The organism is Photobacterium ganghwense, from assembly GCF_003025595.1.
Taxonomy (GTDB): Bacteria; Pseudomonadota; Gammaproteobacteria; order Enterobacterales; family Vibrionaceae; genus Photobacterium; species Photobacterium ganghwense.
In genome coordinates, this window is record NZ_PYMI01000004.1 from 16,702 (window position 1) to 36,816 (window position 20,115).

Annotated in this window: 17 protein-coding genes; 7 read left to right on the forward strand and 10 right to left on the reverse strand. The window is 48.3% G+C overall.

What is annotated here, in order from left to right; genetic code table 11:
• Positions 1-496: 496 nt before the first annotated feature.
• The 4 genes from C9I92_RS14425 (at position 497) to C9I92_RS14440 (ending at position 5,825) form a co-directional block, all read left to right on the forward strand.
• Positions 497-4,063, forward strand: a complete 3,567-nt coding sequence (locus tag C9I92_RS14425) for an intermembrane phospholipid transport protein YdbH family protein (RefSeq protein ID WP_047885754.1) — start codon at positions 497-499, stop codon at positions 4,061-4,063.
• 104 nt (positions 4,064-4,167) lie between these two features.
• A complete protein-coding gene (locus C9I92_RS14430; protein ID WP_047885755.1) occupies positions 4,168-4,383 on the forward strand; it encodes a YnbE family lipoprotein in 216 nt (71 codons plus the stop codon).
• An 18-nt stretch (positions 4,384-4,401) separates the two neighbouring features.
• The gene (locus tag C9I92_RS14435; protein WP_047885756.1) at positions 4,402-4,725 is read left to right on the forward strand and encodes a YdbL family probable chaperone protein; all 324 of its coding nucleotides are present in this window, start codon (positions 4,402-4,404) and stop codon (positions 4,723-4,725) included.
• Positions 4,726-4,874: 149 nt separating this feature from the next.
• Positions 4,875-5,825 (forward strand): YeiH family protein, encoded by a 951-nt coding sequence (locus tag C9I92_RS14440; protein ID WP_047885757.1) that lies wholly within the window; start codon positions 4,875-4,877, stop codon positions 5,823-5,825.
• 806 nt (positions 5,826-6,631) lie between these two features.
• Here the strand turns inward: C9I92_RS14440 and C9I92_RS14445 are convergent.
• The 3 genes from C9I92_RS14445 to C9I92_RS14455 form a co-directional block, all read right to left on the reverse strand.
• Positions 6,632-7,525 carry an alpha/beta hydrolase gene (locus C9I92_RS14445; RefSeq protein ID WP_047885758.1) on the reverse strand — a complete coding sequence of 298 codons (894 nt, stop codon included), beginning with the start codon at positions 7,523-7,525 and terminating at the stop codon, positions 6,632-6,634.
• Between the two features lie 130 nt (positions 7,526-7,655).
• Positions 7,656-8,957 carry a Y-family DNA polymerase gene (locus tag C9I92_RS14450; protein WP_107193873.1) on the reverse strand — a complete coding sequence of 434 codons (1,302 nt, stop codon included), beginning with the start codon at positions 8,955-8,957 and terminating at the stop codon, positions 7,656-7,658.
• Positions 8,958-8,962: 5 nt separating this feature from the next.
• The gene (locus tag C9I92_RS14455; protein WP_047886305.1) at positions 8,963-9,346 is read right to left on the reverse strand and encodes a LexA family protein; all 384 of its coding nucleotides are present in this window, start codon (positions 9,344-9,346) and stop codon (positions 8,963-8,965) included.
• Positions 9,347-9,632: 286 nt separating this feature from the next.
• On the opposite strand from C9I92_RS14455, the gene C9I92_RS14460 reads away from it, so the two are divergent.
• Entirely contained in the window at positions 9,633-10,043 is a 411-nt protein-coding gene (locus tag C9I92_RS14460; protein WP_047885760.1) for an SPOR domain-containing protein, read from the forward strand.
• Between the two features lie 94 nt (positions 10,044-10,137).
• Here C9I92_RS14460 and C9I92_RS14465 read toward each other — a convergent pair whose 3' ends face one another.
• From C9I92_RS14465 to C9I92_RS14475, 3 genes are all read right to left on the reverse strand, one after another.
• Positions 10,138-10,668, reverse strand: a complete 531-nt coding sequence (locus C9I92_RS14465) for a GNAT family N-acetyltransferase (protein ID WP_047885761.1) — start codon at positions 10,666-10,668, stop codon at positions 10,138-10,140.
• A complete protein-coding gene (locus tag C9I92_RS14470) occupies positions 10,665-10,934 on the reverse strand; it encodes a type II toxin-antitoxin system TacA family antitoxin (protein WP_047885762.1) in 270 nt (89 codons plus the stop codon). The genes C9I92_RS14465 and C9I92_RS14470 overlap by 4 nt, the downstream gene beginning before the upstream one ends.
• Before the next feature lie 131 nt (positions 10,935-11,065).
• On the reverse strand, positions 11,066-12,517 hold the full coding sequence (locus tag C9I92_RS14475) for an MATE family efflux transporter (RefSeq protein ID WP_084712588.1): 1,452 nt from the start codon (positions 12,515-12,517) through the stop codon (positions 11,066-11,068).
• A 175-nt stretch (positions 12,518-12,692) separates the two neighbouring features.
• Here C9I92_RS14475 and C9I92_RS14480 point away from each other — a divergent pair, with 175 nt between their 5' ends.
• On the forward strand, positions 12,693-13,670 hold the full coding sequence (locus C9I92_RS14480; RefSeq protein ID WP_047885763.1) for a LysR family transcriptional regulator: 978 nt from the start codon (positions 12,693-12,695) through the stop codon (positions 13,668-13,670).
• A 43-nt stretch (positions 13,671-13,713) separates the two neighbouring features.
• On the opposite strand, the gene C9I92_RS14485 is transcribed toward C9I92_RS14480, so the two are convergent.
• On the reverse strand, positions 13,714-14,646 hold the full coding sequence (locus C9I92_RS14485; protein WP_047885764.1) for an electron transfer flavoprotein subunit alpha/FixB family protein: 933 nt from the start codon (positions 14,644-14,646) through the stop codon (positions 13,714-13,716).
• On the reverse strand, positions 14,646-15,395 hold the full coding sequence (locus C9I92_RS14490; protein ID WP_047885765.1) for an electron transfer flavoprotein subunit beta/FixA family protein: 750 nt from the start codon (positions 15,393-15,395) through the stop codon (positions 14,646-14,648). Before C9I92_RS14490 ends, C9I92_RS14485 begins: the two co-directional genes overlap by 1 nt.
• Positions 15,396-15,636: 241 nt before the next feature.
• Between C9I92_RS14490 and C9I92_RS14495 the strand changes: the two genes are divergently transcribed.
• On the forward strand, positions 15,637-17,295 hold the full coding sequence (locus C9I92_RS14495) for an electron transfer flavoprotein-ubiquinone oxidoreductase (protein ID WP_107193874.1): 1,659 nt from the start codon (positions 15,637-15,639) through the stop codon (positions 17,293-17,295).
• Between the two features lie 194 nt (positions 17,296-17,489).
• Here C9I92_RS14495 and rlmF read toward each other — a convergent pair whose 3' ends face one another.
• Both rlmF and C9I92_RS14505 read right to left on the reverse strand, forming a co-directional pair.
• Positions 17,490-18,578 carry a 23S rRNA (adenine(1618)-N(6))-methyltransferase RlmF gene (rlmF, locus tag C9I92_RS14500; RefSeq protein WP_242551982.1) on the reverse strand — a complete coding sequence of 363 codons (1,089 nt, stop codon included), beginning with the start codon at positions 18,576-18,578 and terminating at the stop codon, positions 17,490-17,492.
• Positions 18,579-19,283: 705 nt separating this feature from the next.
• Positions 19,284-20,111 (reverse strand): slipin family protein, encoded by an 828-nt coding sequence (locus tag C9I92_RS14505; RefSeq protein WP_047885766.1) that lies wholly within the window; start codon positions 20,109-20,111, stop codon positions 19,284-19,286.
• Between the last annotated feature and the right edge of the window lie 4 nt (positions 20,112-20,115).

A 20,115-nucleotide genomic window follows, 5' to 3' on the forward strand; every position in this document is an offset into this window, starting at 1 on the left:
CACTTCCTGATGATTTTTATGTTTGTTGTGTTTACTGTGGTTGTTTATTCACCTTTCTCTCAGTTTTACGACCAATAATCAATATGGCCTGACAGCATGTTTAGTTGATTAAACCAACCACCTTACACATCAAGGAGGAATGTTCCATTTCCAACCACTGCAACTATCCAGATCTGCAGAAAACCAGTAGAAAAAAACAATAAAAAAATCATGCTATTTCATAAACTTCGAGAGATCACAAAATTTTACTCTACCAATTAAAGCCTTTTGTGATCAGGAGAAAATTGTGCAATATCGATTTCAGCAAAGTGTTTGATTCAAGCGATAAATTTCCAACTTGCTGAGCACGGATTATGCTTAGTAAAGATAGTTAAAGTCTGGAAGCTGCGCGAATCGGTTAATGGAAAAGATCCCAAAGAAAGCGATGCCTAAGCCTGGAAGGCGACGTAATGGGCGCTATCGCAAGGTACGCCTGTTTGCGTATGGGATTTTTTTAATGCTCTGTATCATAGTGATACCAGCCATTCTTATCCCTCCCTGGCTGGCATCCCGCGGGGTCGAAATAAACGCCATATCCGGTATCTCACTGGGCAAGACCATCGTTATTAAGAAACTGAGTCTGTCCATCAACAAAACATTGCTGACAATAGAAAAGCTGACGCTGGAGCATTTTGTCGATGATGAGAGCCCAATCGCCGATTCGTCATGGCGCCTGTTCTCGCCCAACCTCACCATTCGACTTGCACCCGAGATCCAGGCGGCACTGGCGCAACAAAATCTGTCTTTTGGTCCAATAACGCTGAAGGATACGGCATTCGTTCTGACCGACCTCACCCAGCCGTATGTGTTCAGTGCTCAGGCCGAAACCGCCGATATGTTGCTGACTATCAATGGGGACAATGAAGTGCCTCAGCATCTGGAGGGCGTGAGCCTGGTTCTCACAACCTCTCCCTATGTGGCTCTGACAGGCATGGTAAACCAGGCAAATCTAACGCTGATTCACCCACATGATATCCGACACTATCCTTATCCGCTGGTGTTACAACAGGGACATTTTTCGCTCAATTGGCAACCATTTAAAACACCACTGACGGTGCATCTGGCGAAAGTCCTGCCTGGCTGGGAAACCGTTGATGCCGACGTCTTGCAATCCGGCAGTGATATTTCGGTGATGATGAACCTGCAGCAGCCCACCACCAGTATTCAGATACTGGCCGATAAGCTCATGCTGGCCCCCCCAAAACAATTACCGGAATTTATTAAGCCTCCCGAACAGGTTCATGAAGGGTTGCATCTGGGACAACTGATTTCAGGTTTGTCTCAATTGCCTCTGCAGACACTGAAAGTGAACCAGCTTACCTACGGCTCATTGATTCTCGATGCCCGGCTGGACCTTGAAACACCGCGTTATCTGATGAATGAACCCGCGCATAAAGCCACATTCCAGTTAAACGGTAAAGCGCTGGCGCCCGATCCATATGATCTCGGTATTCAGATCAAGCATACCGGCCCCAATGATGCCCATCTGACAGGCGAAATGACGTCGCCAGAGGGCCATCGGCTTTCGTGTCAGGGAGATATTTCATTTATCAGCCCACTACCGAAGTCGCTGTTCTGCGAAGCCAATGTCAAACAGACCGCGGCGTTGACCAAGAAGCTCAAGCTGTTTGATCTTCCTGACGCCACATTGGATCAACCCATCACCCTATCTGCCGTCCAGACGGATCTTCAGCTACGCAAAAAGATCCCCCCAGCATCTGACCAGGATCCGGACAACACACCAGATGAGAACCCTTCAGATCCTATTCAATCGAACAGATCCGGCATTCAACTGTTCCGAGAAGTCGAAAAGGCCAGTTATCGACTCTCTCTGACACTACCGAAAGCCATTCGCGTGAATCTGGGCGCGCTGGCGCTTAAGCATTCTCTCCTGACGAAAGTCAGACAAAAACCGCTACAGTCACTGTTACTCAATACTGATGGCCGACTACTGTTTGATGTCAACTATCAAAGCGATACGCTCTCTCTGAGCCTGGCTCCGCAAAATGAATCTCTGTCCTTCAGCAACACAGAGTTTGGCCATAAACTCGATCTTGTCTTTGATCAGCTAATCTGCGCGGTCACTCTCCGCACACAAGGCGAATCGTCTAAGCCACTTCATACGACAACCTCTTTGGTTTCATCAGCTATCCGGGAGACACCCATTTCGCCAACTCAGCAAAAACAACCACATCAGCCAAGCCAACTCAGTCAACCTGGCACGTTACAATGTCACTCAATCAGCCAGCTAGCGGCTGAAATAAAGGCCTTATATCCGACAGAAGATGTTACGGTAGAAAACGTGACCTTCAAGTCGACACTCGAAAGCCGATGGAGTGACAACGCCCTGACAATGGTGCTGAAACAGCCGACTTTGCAGGCTAAACACATACTGTTGCCGCGTAAGCAAGTCTGGCTGGAAAATCAGCTGGACAATGTGGTGGCACAGGCAGACGCCCTTACACTAAGTCAGCGTTTTCGTGATGATGAAACCCAGCAACTCACACTTTCTTCCGCAGAGACTTCTCCGCTGACAGTATCTGCCCGCTGGATCGGTCAGCAAATCATTGCCGAGGACACGGCCAGTAATGCTTCCGAAGTTTCCGGAAGCGGTACATCCGATAATCTGACCAACGCCACGACTTCCACAATTTTCACCAAGCCTTCTCAACGTCAGCAACGACGTAAACCTGATGACAAAAGCCAGCTACCGGTCCAGAAGTACGACGGTGAGTTTAATGCCGAGTTCAATGCAGTACAGCTTGCCTACCGACCCAAAGGCACACACCCGTCAAAGCCAAAAGGACAGCCCCGCGGATCCAATGCGAAATCGACTCTCCGGGCTGACGATCAAAAACCAGTCAGTTTGACATCCCAGTACAAAGCCGGAATCACGCTGAGCCAAAATGGCCAGCGTCTTCCCATGATTCGCAGTGAAGGAAACGTATCGTTTGTTCCCGATACAGTGAATATCTCAGCCAATCTCCTCAATGGCAGGCATGCTGAGCTGGCGCGCTTTCTCATCCAGCATGACTTTCCAACGCACAACACAGACATCACGTTACAGCGTCACTCAATCCATTTCAGCCCTAAGCTGACTCTGAAAAAACATTACCTGCCCGGTCTGCCAATCGATTATGACCTGCATTCCGGTACGCTGAGTTTTGATGCCCATTTTTCGAATCACGCACACCTGAACAACAGAAGCCGACCGCCCAAACGCGCACAGGCACATCAGTGGCAAGGACAATTTGGTCTTTATGCCAGTGAACTCGGCGGTTACGTCGGTAATACTCATTTTGCCGATCTGAGCGTGTCCCTGCTCGCGGAGCTTACGCCGAACGGATTCCGCTCTTTGCAACCTATTAGCCTGCACGCCAGTTACCTCAACATGGGAGTATTGCTGGAAAACCTCTATGCCGTTTTTGAGCTGGACACTGAAAAATCTTTCTACCGACTAGACAGAGCCAATGCCAATACACTCGGCGGCTCTGTCAGCACCCACCAGATTACCAGTAACAGCCTGAAAACCATTCCCGCTATCCCTATCCTGATTCATGGTATCAGGCTGAATCAGCTGATAGATGCCGTGGATGGAAAAGATATTGTCATGACAGGCATTCTCGACGGCACTTTGCCCCTCAGTTTTTCAAATGGCAAACCCGTTATCGAGCATGGCAAGTTGCATGCACGATATCCGGGGGGGGTACTGAAATACAAGGAAGGCTCAAATATAGACAGGAATGTAGAAAACGCAGGCGAAAATAGTCTCTTGGTCGTGAGTAAGATTCTCAAAAATTATAACTACCACAATCTCACCATTCTTCTAGACTATTCTAAAGAAGGAAATCTGGATGTAAGTGCGATGTTCAAAGGGCATAATCCGGACGTGCTGTCCGGCCAACCCGTTAATTTGAACCTCAACATTCAGGAAAACATTCCGGCACTACTCAAGACACTCAGTGTCATTAATTCTTCTAAGCTGGAAAGTTTGTTTTTAAAGCAGATTGGTGTGGATAACTAGCGTTTTATGTTGCGCTGTTTTTGTATTCAAATTTGGGCTGCGCTATCACTTAACTCTTTCACTGAATTGAGGAAGTTGTATCGCCCGATTGAAGGTTGTAGCCAATGGACATCCAATTGAAGCTTTCTTACATACCTTTGTTTGTGGTCGTTTTCGGACTCATCCTGCTTATCAGCCTTCCCGGCTGTACCCCAACCGTTCAGGTTGCCGCGTCAGATAAACCTATCGAAGTGAATTTGAATGTTAAAATCGAACACGAAATCCGTATTAAAGTCGATAAGGAAATTGATGAGTTATTCAAAGATGATAAGGTTTTCTGAGTGGGCAGGGATTTGGCCATGAGAAACATACTGATTTTTATCATTTCGATGTTTTTCGCGCTGAGTGCCTACGCGCTTGACCTGCAACAGGCAAAAGATCAGGGACTCATTGGTGAGGCCAATACAGGTTTTGTCGCGCCTGTTACATCACGACCGTCACCCGCCATCAGGGATCTGGTCAATGCGGTTAACCGTGTTCGACAGGAACAATACCAGAAGATCGCCGTCACTCACGGGCTCACGGTGCGTGAGGTCGGCCATTTGGCGCATAAAAAAGCGATGGAAAAAACAGAACCGGGACATTACTATCAGGACCCTTCAGGAATGTGGGTCAAAAAATAAACTTTTGCTCCAGGCAATAACTTTAAGTAAAAAGCAATCAAAAGCCAATGTTCAGATTCCCTTAACCCTGGCATCAGATTTTTATAATTCTTCTTAACACAAAATCTCCTTATACTGTGCGCTTTATTACCCTACGCATTGACTACGCTATGATAACAGTTCGCACTTTTCTCTCGCAGTCGAACAAATCTGACGCCATTTTCTATATTGTTGCCTTACTCTGTCTGCTGCCCATCATCAGTTCCCCCATTGCCCTGGTACTCGGGTTTACACTGGCAACATTTGGATTAGTGCCTCACCGGTTTAATGTTGCTGCTTTTACCAAAAAACTGCTTTCTTACTCCATTATCGGGCTGGGGTTCGGGATTCACCTAAATCAGGCCATCGAAGCCAGTCAGAATGGTTTGGGCCTGATCGTTACTTCGATTTTTGCCACCTTATTACTCGGTTATCTTCTGACCCGTACTATGCGCCTGGAAGCTAAAACCGGCCACTTGATTGCGTCAGGAACAGCCATTTGCGGCGGCAGCGCTATAGCCGCTGTCGCGCCGGCCATCAATGCTAAAGATGATCAAACCTCGCTGGCGCTGGCTACGGTCTTTGTTCTTAATGCGATCGCCCTGTTTTTGTTCCCGGTTATCGGCCATGCGTTGGATATGAGTCAGCAGGCTTTCGGCACCTGGGCCGCCATTGCCATTCATGATACCTCATCCGTGGTTGGAGCAGCTGGCGCCTATGGTGATGAAGCGCTAAAGACCGCGACGACACTGAAGCTAGCCCGAGCCTTGTGGATCATTCCAGTAGCCCTGCTCAGTGCGATGCTGTTCAAAGGTAACCGCAAGAAAATTGGCGTGCCTTATTTCATTCTGTTTTACTGTGCCGCGATTGTGTTCGCGCATTTTGTGCCGAGTCTGCAACCAATTTATGACGGGATATTCTCAGCGTCAAAAAGACTGCTTGTGGTTTGCTTGTTCCTGATTGGCTCTGGTATCACTATTCAGAAATTGCGCGCGGCAGGATTAAAACCGCTTCTTTTAGGTGTATTGCTTTGGGTGGGTATTGGTGTCGGCTCCCTCTGCTACATCCAGTTCGCCGTGTAGTTTCTGATAAATGGGTGGGCTTATCTTCTTAGGCGTGGCTTTTGAAGCATAGATATTGAGACATAATTTTGAAACATAGCATTTGAGACTTACCTTTGAGGCTTACCTTCAAGGACTATATCTTTAGCGGGCCATTTGTCTTCTGATACTTATCCTCTGATAAAACGGGCTATTTTTGATCTTCAGTAGCCCGTTTTTTTGAAGGCAATCTTCTTCGTCCTCTCGCGTTTTTCCTCGCGTTTTTCACTTTCTTACATTAGCCATCAGCCGCTTTACATATTAAGAAAAAGATTCACTTGCCAGTTATTTTTCAGACTATTTTCCTGATGATCTTGCCCTGTCTCCGAGCGCTGCGATCAATATCACGATGAAGAAAGCCAGCATGACACAAACCGCACTGATCACACCTGTCGTCGCCACCGACATAGCCAATAATCCGAAAACAATACTTAACCAAACGTGTATCACGATATTGTGCGCCTTTCTCTGCGTTATCTCTGATGGAAATTATGTGCAAAGACAACGCATTGAGAAATTCGCTTTCACTCTATCAAAGAGGTTTTAGTTATATGAGAAAAAGAAAGACATACATTTTTATATAAGCATCCTTGCCATACAAGTATCCTTGCCGACTCTCGCTTTAATCATGTCCTTGTGGATCCCTGTCCTATCGTCTTTCCTTGGCCTATGGTATCCCTTTATCATCATGCCGACTCTTAAAGCACACTTAATGCCAAGAGAGGCGAGAAGAAACCCAATCCACACGTGGCAAACAGAACGGTTCACATACAAAACAGCGCAAACGATCAATTCACTGTATCCGGTGTATTTTCCCAGCCATGCTTTCTCACAAACTGGGTGTAAGCCGCTAATGCGTCATCCGAGTGCAGCAACGAGTGCTCATCAGTATTTTCAATCACGGCGACTGATTTTTTCCAGGAACGCTGCGCGGCAAAAAATCGTGCAGACAACTCAGCCGGTACCTGCGTATCCTCTCCAGCAATCAGCACCAATAAAGGGCCGTCAAATTCGGCCAGTGTCTGATAGTTATCCAAAGACGCCAGATCTTCAGCAACCTGCTTTTCTCTCAACCATGTCCATTTATCGCCGTCCGTCGCCAGCTCATTAACCGTCGTCACCGGCGCTTCCACCACCAATGCCTGCTGAACACCCGCTTCTCTATTTTGCTGTGCGGCAATCTCTGCCACCCAGAATGTGCTCATTGCAGCGCCATGCAGGATCAAATATTCATGCTCATATCTCTGTTTAATGCTCTGGTACAACATATCGGTATCAGTTTTTAACTGAGCCAATGTTGGCCAGTAACCATGTTCATCGATACCACGCTGACGAAACGTCACCACATTCAGGCCAAGAAACGCCAACTGTCCCAGAATATCAGCATCATCCTGCTGATCGCGATACGGGGCTCCCCCCAGATAGAACACGGTATTATCACTGTCTTTTACGGACAAACGAACACCGCGGCTGAGATAACCGTCTGGCTGAATAACCCGAATTTCTTCGATTTCATGCTTATCTGGTCGGTACCAGTCGGACTGATAATATTGCTGGAGATTGAGCGGATGGCTGACCTTGTAGGCCAACACATCATCGCGCTCTAAAGAAGAGGTACAACCGCTGGTGAATGCGACCACCGGCAACAACAGCCATTTAAAGCAGGTGGCAATCACGCGCATGACTTATTTCCCTGTCGTATGAGTTTCCTGAGTAGATGGCGCGAACCATATGCCAGTTTATGGCATAACTCACCCGCATTCAGACATATTCTGGAGTGAGTGCAACATCTTTCTGATAGAAAAAGCAACGTCAGCATTTCGCAACTTGAAGCTCGTCAAGCCTTGTCGTCCACCGATTTGATCGAAATGCCTGTCGCATGTGCCAGTTACTGGTACTGATCACCGACGCTGGCTTGATGCCATTTTTAAACCGGGCATTCATCTGATCCGTCAATGCCATCAGATCCCGGCGCTTCATTTCCGCCAGAGCACTGGAATCAAACATATCCAGCTGAAACTGATCATTGTTGGCATCTGTTAATTCATCCAGGATCACGCCAATTTTTTGATATTCGTAACCGGGACGGTATATCTGTTCAAGTTGCTCAAGTGCACTGCTGAGAAACTGGCCGTTATCCTGACTCGGACAAAGCAGCGGTCTTGCACTGCTTCTGTTGTGCTGGGGTAAGTCTTTATAGCGATTCGTGCGTAAGAATACCCCGACTATTGCAGCCTGACTCCCTTGCCGACGCAACTTTTCACCGGCTCGCTGACAGTGGAAAGCCAGCGCAGAACGCAACGATTCCAGATCGCTGATACCGACACCAAAGCTACGACTTGACAAGATCTGCTTACGTTTCTCATCAATATCACCCGGCGCAATGCATGAGACCCCCTGCAGCTCCAACACGGTTCTCGCGAGCCCCACATTCCAGAGTCGACGCATATCCGCAGCACTTTTTTCCGATAATTCCAGCGCATTCTGAATCCCGGTGGTACGCAGCCGGGCCGCCGTTCTGGCTCCTATGCCCCAGATATCCTGAATATCAGTGCGCTCCAGTAACCAGCGTCGACGATGATCAGTATCAATTTGGATCACCCCATTTACCCGCTTCTCATACCGCTTAACAGCCTGATTACCCAGTTTGGCTAAAGTCGGGGTCGCGCCAATACCGACTCTGACAGGTAGCCCAATGTGCCGTTCAATTGTTTTCCGGATGTCATGACCGTAGCGGGTTAAACCGTCCAGCCTGAACCCATCCAGCCGGACAAACGCTTCATCAATGGAATACTGCTCCACGTGGGGTGAAAAACGGTGTAGTTCTTCAATAAACCGCCGACTCATATCGGCATACAGTGTGTAATTCGAACTTCGCACTTCAACGCCTTTGCGTCTGGCCTCACACTCGATTTTGAACCAGGGCGCACCACGCTGAATCCCTAGGGCTTTGGCTTCCTCAGAGATTGCCACGCAGCAACCGTCATTATTGGAAAGCACCACCACGGGTTTATTTGCCAGCTTGGGGTCGAAGAGCTTTTCACAGGAACAATAAAAGCTTTTGGCATCAACCAACGCCCATACCTGATCCCGATAGCCGTCCAATTCCGCCATCACCGTCACCCCATCAGGTTATGAATACTGCGCGTCACGACACCAAAAATCTCTGCATCTTCTGGTAACGGAAACGGTCGGTATGACGGATTTTCTGCCACAAGCCACCAGGCGTCGTCATGCCTGATCAATCGCTTACAGGTAAACTCATCATAAATTCGCGCCACCACGATCCGTCCCGGTACGATAGTTTCAGCCCGATCAACAATCAGCAAATCGCCGTCATAAATACCGGCCCCCATCATGGAATCGCCTGACGCCCGCAGCAGAAATGTCGCATTTGGATGGCGAATCAGATAGCTGTCTAAGTCCAACTCCTCCTGGTGTCCATCCGCCGGAGAAGGAAAGCCGCATTTCACCGATTCGATAAACAGAGGCACTGCACCCATCATTTACACTCTCAAAAGATACTGTATTTATATACAGTATAATCAGAATGGGATAGACTCGTCACCTGTGAAATGCGTTATGACAAGAACAACGTATAAACCTTAATCAAAACAAGGTGTTTTATGCTGGTTAATTGTTCGGTAAGTCACGAGATATCACAACACGGTTTATCAGACCGGTAAAAATTGACGCCTAATAATGTCAGATCATGTCATCAACGATGACACCTTTCAGGTATGAAGACAGAACAATAACAACACAGAGACTTTTCAGGAGAAGTTTGTAATGCGAAAGTTTTTTGCGCTTTTGGCGGTTTTAGTGCTGTCAGGCTGTTCCACTTTTGAAACCACTCATACGCAGAGCCAGTGCATTGGCGCAATGACCACTCAGGAAGCCTATGGTCACCTCAACCCGAACCGGTTTACGATCCAGGTTCTCGCGTTAACAGAAGAACGTCAGGGCGATGTGAAAAAATATATCCGCCATATCCCAGGTCAGCAGCCGGTTTGGGTTAACTGGAAACACAGCCAGGGATACCGCTGGTATGCCGTGATTTATGGTGACTTTACCACGAAAGAAGAAGCAAAAGAGATGATTGCCCGTTTACCGGCAGAAGTTCGACAGCATGGCCCGTTCATTCGCAGTTTTGCTGATGTACAAAGAGACAAGCAAACCGATGTGTTTCGTCTGCGTTAACAGCACGTTCTGAATAATTCCACAGTCAGAAGACCGATGGCCATAAAAAAGCCGGTACCTCGTGTACCGGCTTTTTTATGTTTGATATCAGCACTCAGCTAAAAAGCTGACCAACGGTTTTCATCGGAATAAACATTCGGGTTCGGCCATTGTGATCACACAACACCTGAAAACCGTACTTAGTGTAAAACGCTTCCGCCGCAGGCGTCAGGCAATCCACCACTATCGCATAAGCCCGCATATGGGCATTCACTTCCCACAGGTATTTCAACGCCCGAATCAGGCTAACTTTACCCAAACCATGGCCGTGATATTCCCGGTGAACCGCCAATTGCGCAAGCAGGAAAACCGGAATGGGATAATTAGGTAGCTTTTTAGCCAATGATACTGGCAAGGTCTCACGCCGAATAGAACTCGGGGCGACACTATAGAAGGCGCAAATTGGCCATTTTTGATTGAGCAACGGCAGGCTGGCAGGTAACACCATGGTACGGCTGATACCTGCCTGCATATGTTTTGATGCCTGAGTCTGAATGAATGTGTTTAACTCAGCTTCACCGCAGTCAAATGAAGCTCGATCGTGAACATGCTTGTCCAGTTCAACAAATGTTTTTGACCAGCTCACTTGAATCCATTCTCTTCCGTGAATGCCGCGGCATCGCGCAGAGCCTGATTAGGCGCTTCTGCTTTATCACAGGCGTCCATAAAGCGATCAAATACATCATTTTGTACCGTCATGCTTTCATGTTGAGCAATAACCTGCGTTGCATCTTCATCCATCAGCCGGACAACATATTCGGTCAGACTCTTCAACCCCAGCAAAGCGGATGCTTTTTCTGCTTTGGCTTTAATCTCTTCGTCTAACCGCAGGTCTAAACGCGCTGTTGCCATGGTTACCTCCGCTATCATGCGTACGGAAGCTCTCCGTACAGAATAAGTATAAAGGGGATCAACCATCATCGCAATCTGTACAGAATATGTCCGTACAACCATTTGGCCACGCAGTGTCAAAAAACAGACCTTTAGCCCAGCAGTACCGACGCTTTTTTCTTTTCGGCTGATTCAGGCAAATCCGACTCCAGCGCATTTTCTACGAGAGAGAGCTCAACATGAGCCACATCTGAATGAGAAAGGTAAGCCGAATGCTTTGAAGTCAGCTTACGTAGCTCACGTAACAGAATAACCATCAGCATCAAGCCAGTGGCCGCCAGTCCAATCCCAAGACCGGCCCAAATTCCGCGAAGTCCCATGAAATTCATTAGTAACCATGCAGAAGGCAGACCAATGAACCAGTATCCGATCGCCGATGAGACGGTGGGTGCCTTCACGACTGCCATTCCACGCAGGATACTGATTGCTGCCAGTTGCCATGCGTCGACCACAAAGCACATGGCAACCATGATCATCACTCCCGGTAGTGCCGCAACCAGTTCAGATGCCATTGAATCCCCTTCGATGCTGAAAATCAGCGTCAGAAATTCCGGCTTCACGCTCACCAACAGGCCAATGACGGCACTGGTCAATGTCACCAGAATCATCCCCTGCTTGGCGTAGTATTTCACCATTGCTGGCTCCTGACGCCCGACATGCTGACTGACCAAAATAGACGCCGCCTGCGAAAGACCGAAGGCAATGTTCCACGACAGGTTCAGACATTGTAGTGCAATCTGGTGAATCGCCAACGATACCGCCCCGAGTGTACCGGCCAGCAACGCCGCACCGGAAAACAGCGCGTGCTCCAGCATGGTAGCGATCATAATAGGAATACCGATTGCTAGCAGCGGCACCATGATCCCAGGCTTGTATTCTTCCAGCAAAGTAAACGGGTTGTAGTGGCGATATTTGTTACGCGTAAATACCCAATAGCCGTAACCCAGCATGACCAGAAATGCCGCCAGCGCCGTGCCGTAACCTAAACCAGCCAGTCCCATATCCAGCGAGAAGGCAAACAGGTAACTAATTGGCACATTCAGGATGACGGTCGCCAACGACATCACCATCACTGAACGGGTATCACCAAATGCACTCACCAGGCTACGCAGTACCAGCAGCATCAGGGTTGGCAACATTGACCATTTCAACGCATCAAGATAATCGACAGCCAGCACAACTGCATCAGGGTCCTGTTTGGCGGCAAGCAACAAATCGTGCATCAGGAAGAAGAGCGGCTGAAGCGCAAGTGTCAGAAGCAGTGACAGTAAAATTCCGCTTTTCAGTGCGACCCGGATGTCTCTTTCGCCTTTCTCCGACGATTTAAGCTTTTTACCATAGGCAATGGCAATCAGGTTCGCGACACACCCGACAGTACTGCCCGCCACAGTAAAAACAATGGAATACACCGCAGCACCCAAGCCACCACCGGCAATCGCCATGATGCTCAACTGTGCCATCATCCAGACATCGGTAAAAACCAGCAATTGCGCTACCAGCTGCGAGATAATGAGCGGTATCGCCAGGCTGATTAATTTCTTCATTCTATACCTACAAAGGGGAAAACAGGCTGACAAAGCCTCAAAAGTGATAATTAACCGCTAATGTAGAGTGTTATGAATTGTGTTTCAAACGACATTTATAGTACGTTAGCATTCTAAAAACTCATGCAAACCGACATTGGCACCCGAGATGCAACCCAATAACAAGAGATTGACGATGAAGCGCCGACACACACTGTTACCTCCTTCGCTGAATGGCCTGAAAGTTTTTGAATCAGCGGCGCGGCATCTGAGTTTTACGCTGGCAGCAGAAGAGCTGAATGTTACCCAGAGCGCGGTCAGCCGTCAGATCAGACAGCTGGAAGAACACATTGGTTTTTCTCTCTTTATTCGTCATCACCGGGCATTGGAACTAACAAAAGAAGGCAAGGAAATCGCTCAGGTTCTGACCCGTCAGTACAGCGAACTGAATCGCGTACTGAAGCAACTGAAAATGAAGGAAAGCAGCACACTTCGGGTGAAAGTTGCAATGAGTTTCGCCGTGCGTTGGCTGATACCACGTTTGCATTCCTTTAAAGCACGCTATCCGGATTTAGATATTGTCCTTTCATCCAGCCTGGCACATAGCAGTGAAGAGATGAATCTGGATGAAGATGATTACGATATCGCTATCTTTAACGTGCAAAAAACGCCGAACAGCCAACATTCTTATCATTTCATCCGCAAAGAGTATCTGGCCTCGGTTTATTCCGGGCTGCTGACACACTCAGATACCCCATTAACCGTTAAAGAAATGCTGCGCTATCCCCGCCTCCACCCGACCTCCGATCAGAGTGACTGGAAAATTTGGCTGGCAAGAAATCATCTGAAAAACGCCGTGAACCATGCCGGCATAACATTCAACACCCTTGATATGGCACTGACATCATGTCTGGCCGGACAAGGTGTGGCTATCACGGATTTAATGCTGGTGGTCAACGAACTGCAGCAAGGCTTTCTGAAGCTTCCGCAGTCTGCCGTGATTGTCGCCAACAGCGACTGGGAATATTACTACCAGACCCATGCAATGCAGACCAGCGCAGAAAGTGACGCGGTCACAAACTTCATAAACTGGCTGGTGAGTGAGCAGGAAAAAGAAAAAACCGTACTGTTTTCTATGGCAGAACAGTACGGTTGGCAAGTTTTAACGGATTAGCCTTCCCAGGTGTCCGCTTCAGTTATCCGCAGTCGTTTGGGGATCAGACTGCATCAATCAATTGCGGCAAAATCTCAAACAAATCGCCGACCAGTCCATAGTCAGCAATGTCGAAAATTGGCGCTTCAGGATCACTGTTGATGGCCACAATGACTTTTGAATCTTTCATCCCGGCCAGATGCTGAATAGCGCCAGAGATCCCAACTGCAATATACAGATCCGGCGCAACAATTTTACCGGTTTGTCCAACCTGAAGATCATTCGATACAAAACCGGCATCCACCGCCGCACGGGAGGCACCGATCGCCGCGCCCAGCTTATCCGCCAGTTTCTCGATCAACGCAAAATTCTCTTTATTCCCCAAGCCGCGGCCTCCCGACACCACAATACGGGCTGCGGACAATTCCGGACGTGCACTGTTGGCAGACTCACGGCCGGCAAAACGGGACACATCATTGGCAATTTCAATATCCAGACTGGCGATTTCCGCCATGCCTTCAGATCGTTCAGAAGCCGTATCAAATGCGGAACCACGCACCGTAAGTATCTTGACGGCGTCGTTAGATTTCACTCGAGCCAGCGCATTACCGGCATAAATCGGGCGCACAACGGTATCATCAGATTCAATGGCAATAACATCTGACAACATGCCGACATCCAGCAACGCTGCGACACGTGGCAACAGATTTTTACCGAAAGTCGTAGAAGCTGCCACGATGTGGGTGTATTTCCCGCCAATTTCAGCCACCAGCGCCGACAGGTTTTCAGCCAACTGATGTTCATAAACGGTGCTGTCCGCCACTAGCACACGCTGCACCCCCGCAATACGGGAAGCTTGCTCTGCCACTTTCTGACAATGGACACCGGCAACCAGCACATCAATACCACCAGAAAGACTGCCTGCAGCCCCCATCGCTTTCAGTGTGTCATGCCCCAGGACTTGATTATCATGCTCTGCAATTAATAACACTGCCATTAGATCACCTTCGCGCTGTTTTTCAGTTTATCGACCAGTTCTGTTACTGATTGGACTTTCTCGCCCCCCGAACGCTGAGGCGGCGCAAAGACATCCAACACTTCATGGTGCTGTGTAACAGCCACACCCAACTCATCCGGTTTCACGACTTCAAGCGGCTTCTTCTTCGCTTTCATGATATTAGGCAGAGAGGCGTAGCGAGGTTCATTAAGACGTAAGTCAGTGCTGATAATGGCAGGCAGAGACAGATTGAGCGTTTCAAGACCACCATCCACCTCTCGGGTAACCGTGACAGCGTCACCGTCAACAACAACTTTTGAAGCGAATGTCCCCTGCGGGTAATGGGTCAGCGCCGATAGCATTTGCGCGACCTGATTGTTATCAGTATCAATGGATTGTTTACCTAGCAATACAAGCTGTGGTTGCTCTTTTGCGATAACGGCATTGAGTAATTTCGCCACGCATAGCGGTTCCAGATTGGCCGTTGCTTCAATATGGACTGCTCTGTCAGCCCCGAGCGCCAATGCAGTCCGAAGCTGCTCCTGACATACTGCCTCACCGGCAGATACCACTACCACCTCGCTCACATGGCCTGCCTCACGAAGTCTGATCGCTTCCTCAACGGCAATTTCACAGAAAGGATTCATCGCCATTTTGACATTCGCAGTTTCAACCCCTGATCCATCAGATTTCAGCCTTACCTTTACGTAAGGGTCAATCACGCGTTTTATCGCAACAAGTACTTTCACACGTTCTTCCTTTTTCAAAGTGGTAAAACGATACGGAGCTTCTTCTACAACTACTTACACAAGAAAACGGGTTGCCTGTTGTCGGCTATCTATTTCGCTGACCCGACTCCGCTGTCACCAGAGTTACACCAAAAAGTTATTACTCTTTGAGACTAGCTTAGTTTACGTTTACGTCAACTGGACTATATTTTATTCATACCACTAAGACTCAAATACACCGGATACGCAAAGGATGTCGTTTATGAGTTCAGAGAATACTCGTGAAAAAATGGAATTTGATGTTGTCATCGTTGGTGCAGGCCCGGCAGGACTGGCCGCAGCCTGTCGGCTGATGCAACTGGCGAATGAGAATGAGCAGGATCTTTCCGTCTGTGTCGTAGAGAAAGGGGCAGAGGTCGGCGCCCATATATTGTCCGGTGCCGTCTTTGAGCACAAAGCGCTAGACGAACTGTTTCCGGATTGGGAACGAATGGATGCCCCCTTACATACCGCAGTAACAGACGATAAACTCTGTTATCTAACCAATAAATTCAACCATTTAACAATGGACGAATCATTCATGCCGGATAGCATGAAGAATATTGGCAATTTTGTGATCAGCCTTGGTAATTTCTGTCGCTGGCTGGGACAGCAGGCCGAGCAACTGGGCGTGGAGATTTATCCCGGCTTTCCCGCTAGTGAAATCTTATACAACGAGCAAGGCATGGTTTGTGGTGTGGCCACTCAGGACATGGGACGTGACAAAAACGGTGAGCCCAAAGCCACGTTTGAGCCAGGCATCGAGCTGCACGCCAAATACACGCTGTTCGCTGAGGGCGCGCGAGGTCATCTGGGAAAAGAGCTGATAAAGCAATTTCATCTTGATCACGGGAAACAGCCACAGCACTACGCTTTGGGGATTAAAGAGTTATGGGAAATCCCTGCCGAAAATCATCAGCCTGGGCTAGTCATTCATGGCGTCGGCTGGCCACTCAGTGAAAGTCATTCCCATGGCGGTAGCTTTCTGTATCACATGGAAAACAATCAGGTTGTCGTCGGTCTGATTACAGATTTGAATTATAAAAACCCCTACCTCAGCCCATACGATGAGTTTCAGCGAATGAAACATCATCCGGTATTCAGCCGGTATCTTGTGGGCGGAAACCGGATCGCTTACGGTGCCCGTGCAATTGCCAAAGGCGGCCTTTCATCGCTACCTCGTCAGCAATTCCCCGGCGGTGTGTTACTGGGCTGTGATGCCGGAACGCTGAACATGGCCAAGATAAAAGGCAGCCACACCGCCATGAAATCCGGCATGCTGGCCGCCGAGGCGGTATTTGAAGAACTGAAACAAGGGTTGTCCCACACAACACCAGGCTATGATCGCCTGTTTCTGGATTCCTGGCTTTACCAGGAGCTGCATGAATCACGCAACTTTGGCGCTGAAGTCCACAAGTTTGGTACGCTGGTTGGCGGCGCACTGGCAACTATCGAACAAAAGTGGCTGAAAAAACTGTTCAAATGGACCCTGAAAGATAAAAGAGCCGATCATGAATGCCTGGAACCTCTGGCTAAACACACCCCGATCCCCTATCCGAAACCCGACGGCATTCTGAGTTTTGACAAGCCCTCTTCCGTGTATTTGTCAGGCACACAGCACGAGGAAAATCAGCCATGTCACCTCAAGCTGGCTGACAGTGACATTCCGATCAAAGTTCATCTGGAAACGTTTGGTGAACCCAGCCAGCGATACTGTCCGGCAGGTGTTTACGAGGTTATTGAATTAGAAGGAAAACCGGCATTCCAGATTAATGCTGCAAACTGTGTGCACTGCAAAACTTGTGACATTAAAGATCCGTCGCAAAACATCACCTGGACCACACCAGAAGGCGGAGGCGGCCCGAGTTACCCGAACATGTAAACAGGCCTGTAAAACTGCATATACAGGTGCTGTTTACCTCTTGGATTTACACCAACTCGCTCCGTAATAAAAGACAAAGGCCGGATTCAAATCCGGCCTCATAGTGTTTACACCATAAAAGTGTTTACATCATAAAAGTATTTACGCCATAAATAAGTTGCTTGCTCAATCTCACCGAAATTGAGCTATCCCCTTTATTTCGACCAACGGGTCTGACGCCAACTGGCTTGCTGCTCAGGCGTTAGAAACGTCCATGCCACCACACGAGTCACTTTTTGTCCCTGAGACATGTCGATGGTTTTCACTTCAACGGCCCCGACTTTTTTCAACTGCTGATAAATGCTCGGTAAATTGTCTTTTTTCGAAACCAGCGTGGTAAACCAAAAGCATTGAGATGCAACATCTACGCTCTGAGTGATCATTCTACGAATGAATGCTGCTTCTCCCCCCGGACACCACAACTCTGCCTTCTGTCCCCCAAAGTTCAGCACAGGTTGCTGACCGGACGCAGACTGCATCGCAGCTGCTTTAGGTGGCGTCCCTTTTTTACGGGCATTTGCTGACAAGTTTTTAACTTTTCGCGCACTGCCTGCCGTCGCTTCTTCCTGTGACGCATGGAACGGCGGGTTACACATAGTGAAATCAAACCCGTCTTTCTCATTGATCATACCGGTAAAGATATTATCCGGGTTCTTTTGCAGACGACACTGAATGCCCCCCGCCAGAGAACGGTTAGATTCCACGATGAAACGAGCCGATTTCACTGAAAGTGGGTCAATGTCAGCGGCCACGAAATGCCAGCCGTAAACGCGATGCCCGACCATGGGATAGACACAGTTCGCACCGGTTCCAATATCCAAACCACGAACCTGTTTGCCTTTCGGGATTGTTCCATCGTTATATGCAGCCAGCAAATCTGCAATGTAGTGGAGATAATCGGCTCGTCCCGGAATGGGTGGACACAGATACCCCTGAGGGATATCCCAATGCTCGACTTGATAAAAGTGCTTCAACAGTGCTTTATTCAGCACCTTTACGGCTTCCGGATGAGAAAAATCAATCGAGAGATCACCAAACGGATTTTCCGATACGAAGGGAGTAAGTGCCGGACAGGCTTGCATCAGCGCCGGAAAATCATAGCGCTCACGATGTGGGTTTCGAGGATGAAGACCTTTTTTGACAGCCTTACCTTTTTCCCCTGCGTGGCCATTTTTCCCTTTACTCCCTTTGCTTTCCGGCGACGAACCTGAGGCAGTCTTGGCGAACTTACGATGACCAGACAGTGGTTTACCCTGACTTTTTGAAGCCGGTTTTACACTGTTTTTGCGTCGCTCTGCCGTTTTGCCGAGTTGCGTGTCGCCCGACTTTACCGCTGAAGTTTTAGGTTTGCTAACCGAAGAGTGACGTGATGCTCGACGTTTCGACGATGAGCCGACGTCATCGTATGTATGGCGTTCATCGCGTTCATCGCGAGTATTGTTACGGCTATTTGCCGATCGAGATCCCGACCCATTGTGACGTGGTAACTTATCCACAGGTGATTCTGAATCAGTCGATGAAGATGGTTTGCCCTGATGCGCCTTGGGGCGACGTGGTTGTTTAAACGTTTTGCGCTGAGTTGTCTGTCCAGGCTTATCCGCCTGACTGTAGAAATTTTTCGTCATATTACTATCAATATTCGGGCTAAATGCCGGTAACTGTCCCAAGGCAAAGGACATTGTCCACTATCATCAGGCCGTTCTTAAAAGAGCGCCCCGAAAAACCAGTTATTCTACCTTAAATCAGCCACCAGTATTCATGCTCGTGCAAATTAGTCGTTTTTATTTCATGATTTCTGAACAGTAAAAAGACATTGCGGGAAACTTGCTCATTGCATTATCGGTTTGGGCAATCAAACATCATAAAGAAAATAATCGCAAAGAACATGACACCGGTAGACCCATTTCTGACATCACGCTCAAAACAGTGACACCGTCACCTTCTGGGCATTAATCCATTTGATTGCTGCTATCTAAGATATCTGAGTCGGTCTTAGTATCCCCACCACCACTCTGGCATTCAGGTGACTTTTTCATCATCCTCGCGGCTTTGTCCAGTAAATCAATCGGCATAGGGAAAACAATAGTCGTGGTGCGATCATTGGATATTTCCGTTAACGTCTGCATATAGCGAAGCTGTACTGCATTGGGGGCCTGATTAAGCACTTCTGCAGCTTCTTTCAGCTTGGCAGATGCTTCCAACTCACCGGTCGCATGAATCACTTTGGCACGACGTGAACGCTCTGCTTCTGCCTGACGCGCTAATGCTCTGACCATACTTTCATCCAGATCCACATGTTTAATTTCCACATTGGCCACTTTAATGCCCCAATTGTCAGTATGCTGATCCAAAATTGACTGGAGATCCTTGTTCAGCTCATCACGTGCAGATAACAGCTCATCCAGCTCATGCTGCCCCAGCACAGAACGCAGTGTGGTCTGCGACAGCTGGCTGGTCGCTTCGAGGTAATTTTCAACATTGTTGATCGCCATTTTCGGCTCGACGACGCGAAAATAAACGACGGCATTCACTTTAACTGACACGTTATCGCGGGTAATCAAATCCTGTGTCGGCACATCCAGCACAATCGTACGTAAATCAACACGTACCATTTGCTGAATGATTGGAATGATGATGATAAGCCCTGGTCCCTTCACCTGATAAAAGCGCCCCAACAGAAACACGACGGCACGCTCATATTCCCGCAAGACTTTGAACATACTGATAATCAGAACCAGAATCAGCACTATAACGGTTGCAAACGAGTAAGTAATCATAGCC

Excerpts from the sequence above, each read along its gene's own strand:
- C9I92_RS14445 (WP_047885758.1), bottom strand. The coding sequence starts at position 7,525 with ATGCGCGTGATTGCCACCTGCTTTAAATGGCTGTTGTTGCCGGTGGTC.
- C9I92_RS14505 (WP_047885766.1), bottom strand. The coding sequence starts at position 20,111 with ATGATTACTTACTCGTTTGCAACCGTTATAGTGCTGATTCTGGTTCTG.
- C9I92_RS14470 (WP_047885762.1), bottom strand. The coding sequence starts at position 10,934 with ATGGCAACAGCGCGTTTAGACCTGCGGTTAGACGAAGAGATTAAAGCC.
- C9I92_RS14440 (WP_047885757.1), top strand. The coding sequence starts at position 4,875 with ATGATAACAGTTCGCACTTTTCTCTCGCAGTCGAACAAATCTGACGCC.
- C9I92_RS14435 (WP_047885756.1), top strand. The coding sequence starts at position 4,402 with ATGAGAAACATACTGATTTTTATCATTTCGATGTTTTTCGCGCTGAGT.
- C9I92_RS14480 (WP_047885763.1), top strand. The coding sequence starts at position 12,693 with ATGAAGCGCCGACACACACTGTTACCTCCTTCGCTGAATGGCCTGAAA.
- C9I92_RS14475 (WP_084712588.1), bottom strand. The coding sequence starts at position 12,517 with ATGAAGAAATTAATCAGCCTGGCGATACCGCTCATTATCTCGCAGCTG.
- C9I92_RS14430 (WP_047885755.1), top strand. The coding sequence starts at position 4,168 with ATGGACATCCAATTGAAGCTTTCTTACATACCTTTGTTTGTGGTCGTT.
- C9I92_RS14495 (WP_107193874.1), top strand. The coding sequence starts at position 15,637 with ATGAGTTCAGAGAATACTCGTGAAAAAATGGAATTTGATGTTGTCATC.
- C9I92_RS14460 (WP_047885760.1), top strand. The coding sequence starts at position 9,633 with ATGCGAAAGTTTTTTGCGCTTTTGGCGGTTTTAGTGCTGTCAGGCTGT.
- C9I92_RS14485 (WP_047885764.1), bottom strand. The coding sequence starts at position 14,646 with ATGGCAGTGTTATTAATTGCAGAGCATGATAATCAAGTCCTGGGGCAT.
- C9I92_RS14425 (WP_047885754.1), top strand. The coding sequence starts at position 497 with ATGCTCTGTATCATAGTGATACCAGCCATTCTTATCCCTCCCTGGCTG.
- C9I92_RS14450 (WP_107193873.1), bottom strand. The coding sequence starts at position 8,957 with ATGGCGGAATTGGACGGCTATCGGGATCAGGTATGGGCGTTGGTTGAT.
- C9I92_RS14455 (WP_047886305.1), bottom strand. The coding sequence starts at position 9,346 with ATGGGTGCAGTGCCTCTGTTTATCGAATCGGTGAAATGCGGCTTTCCT.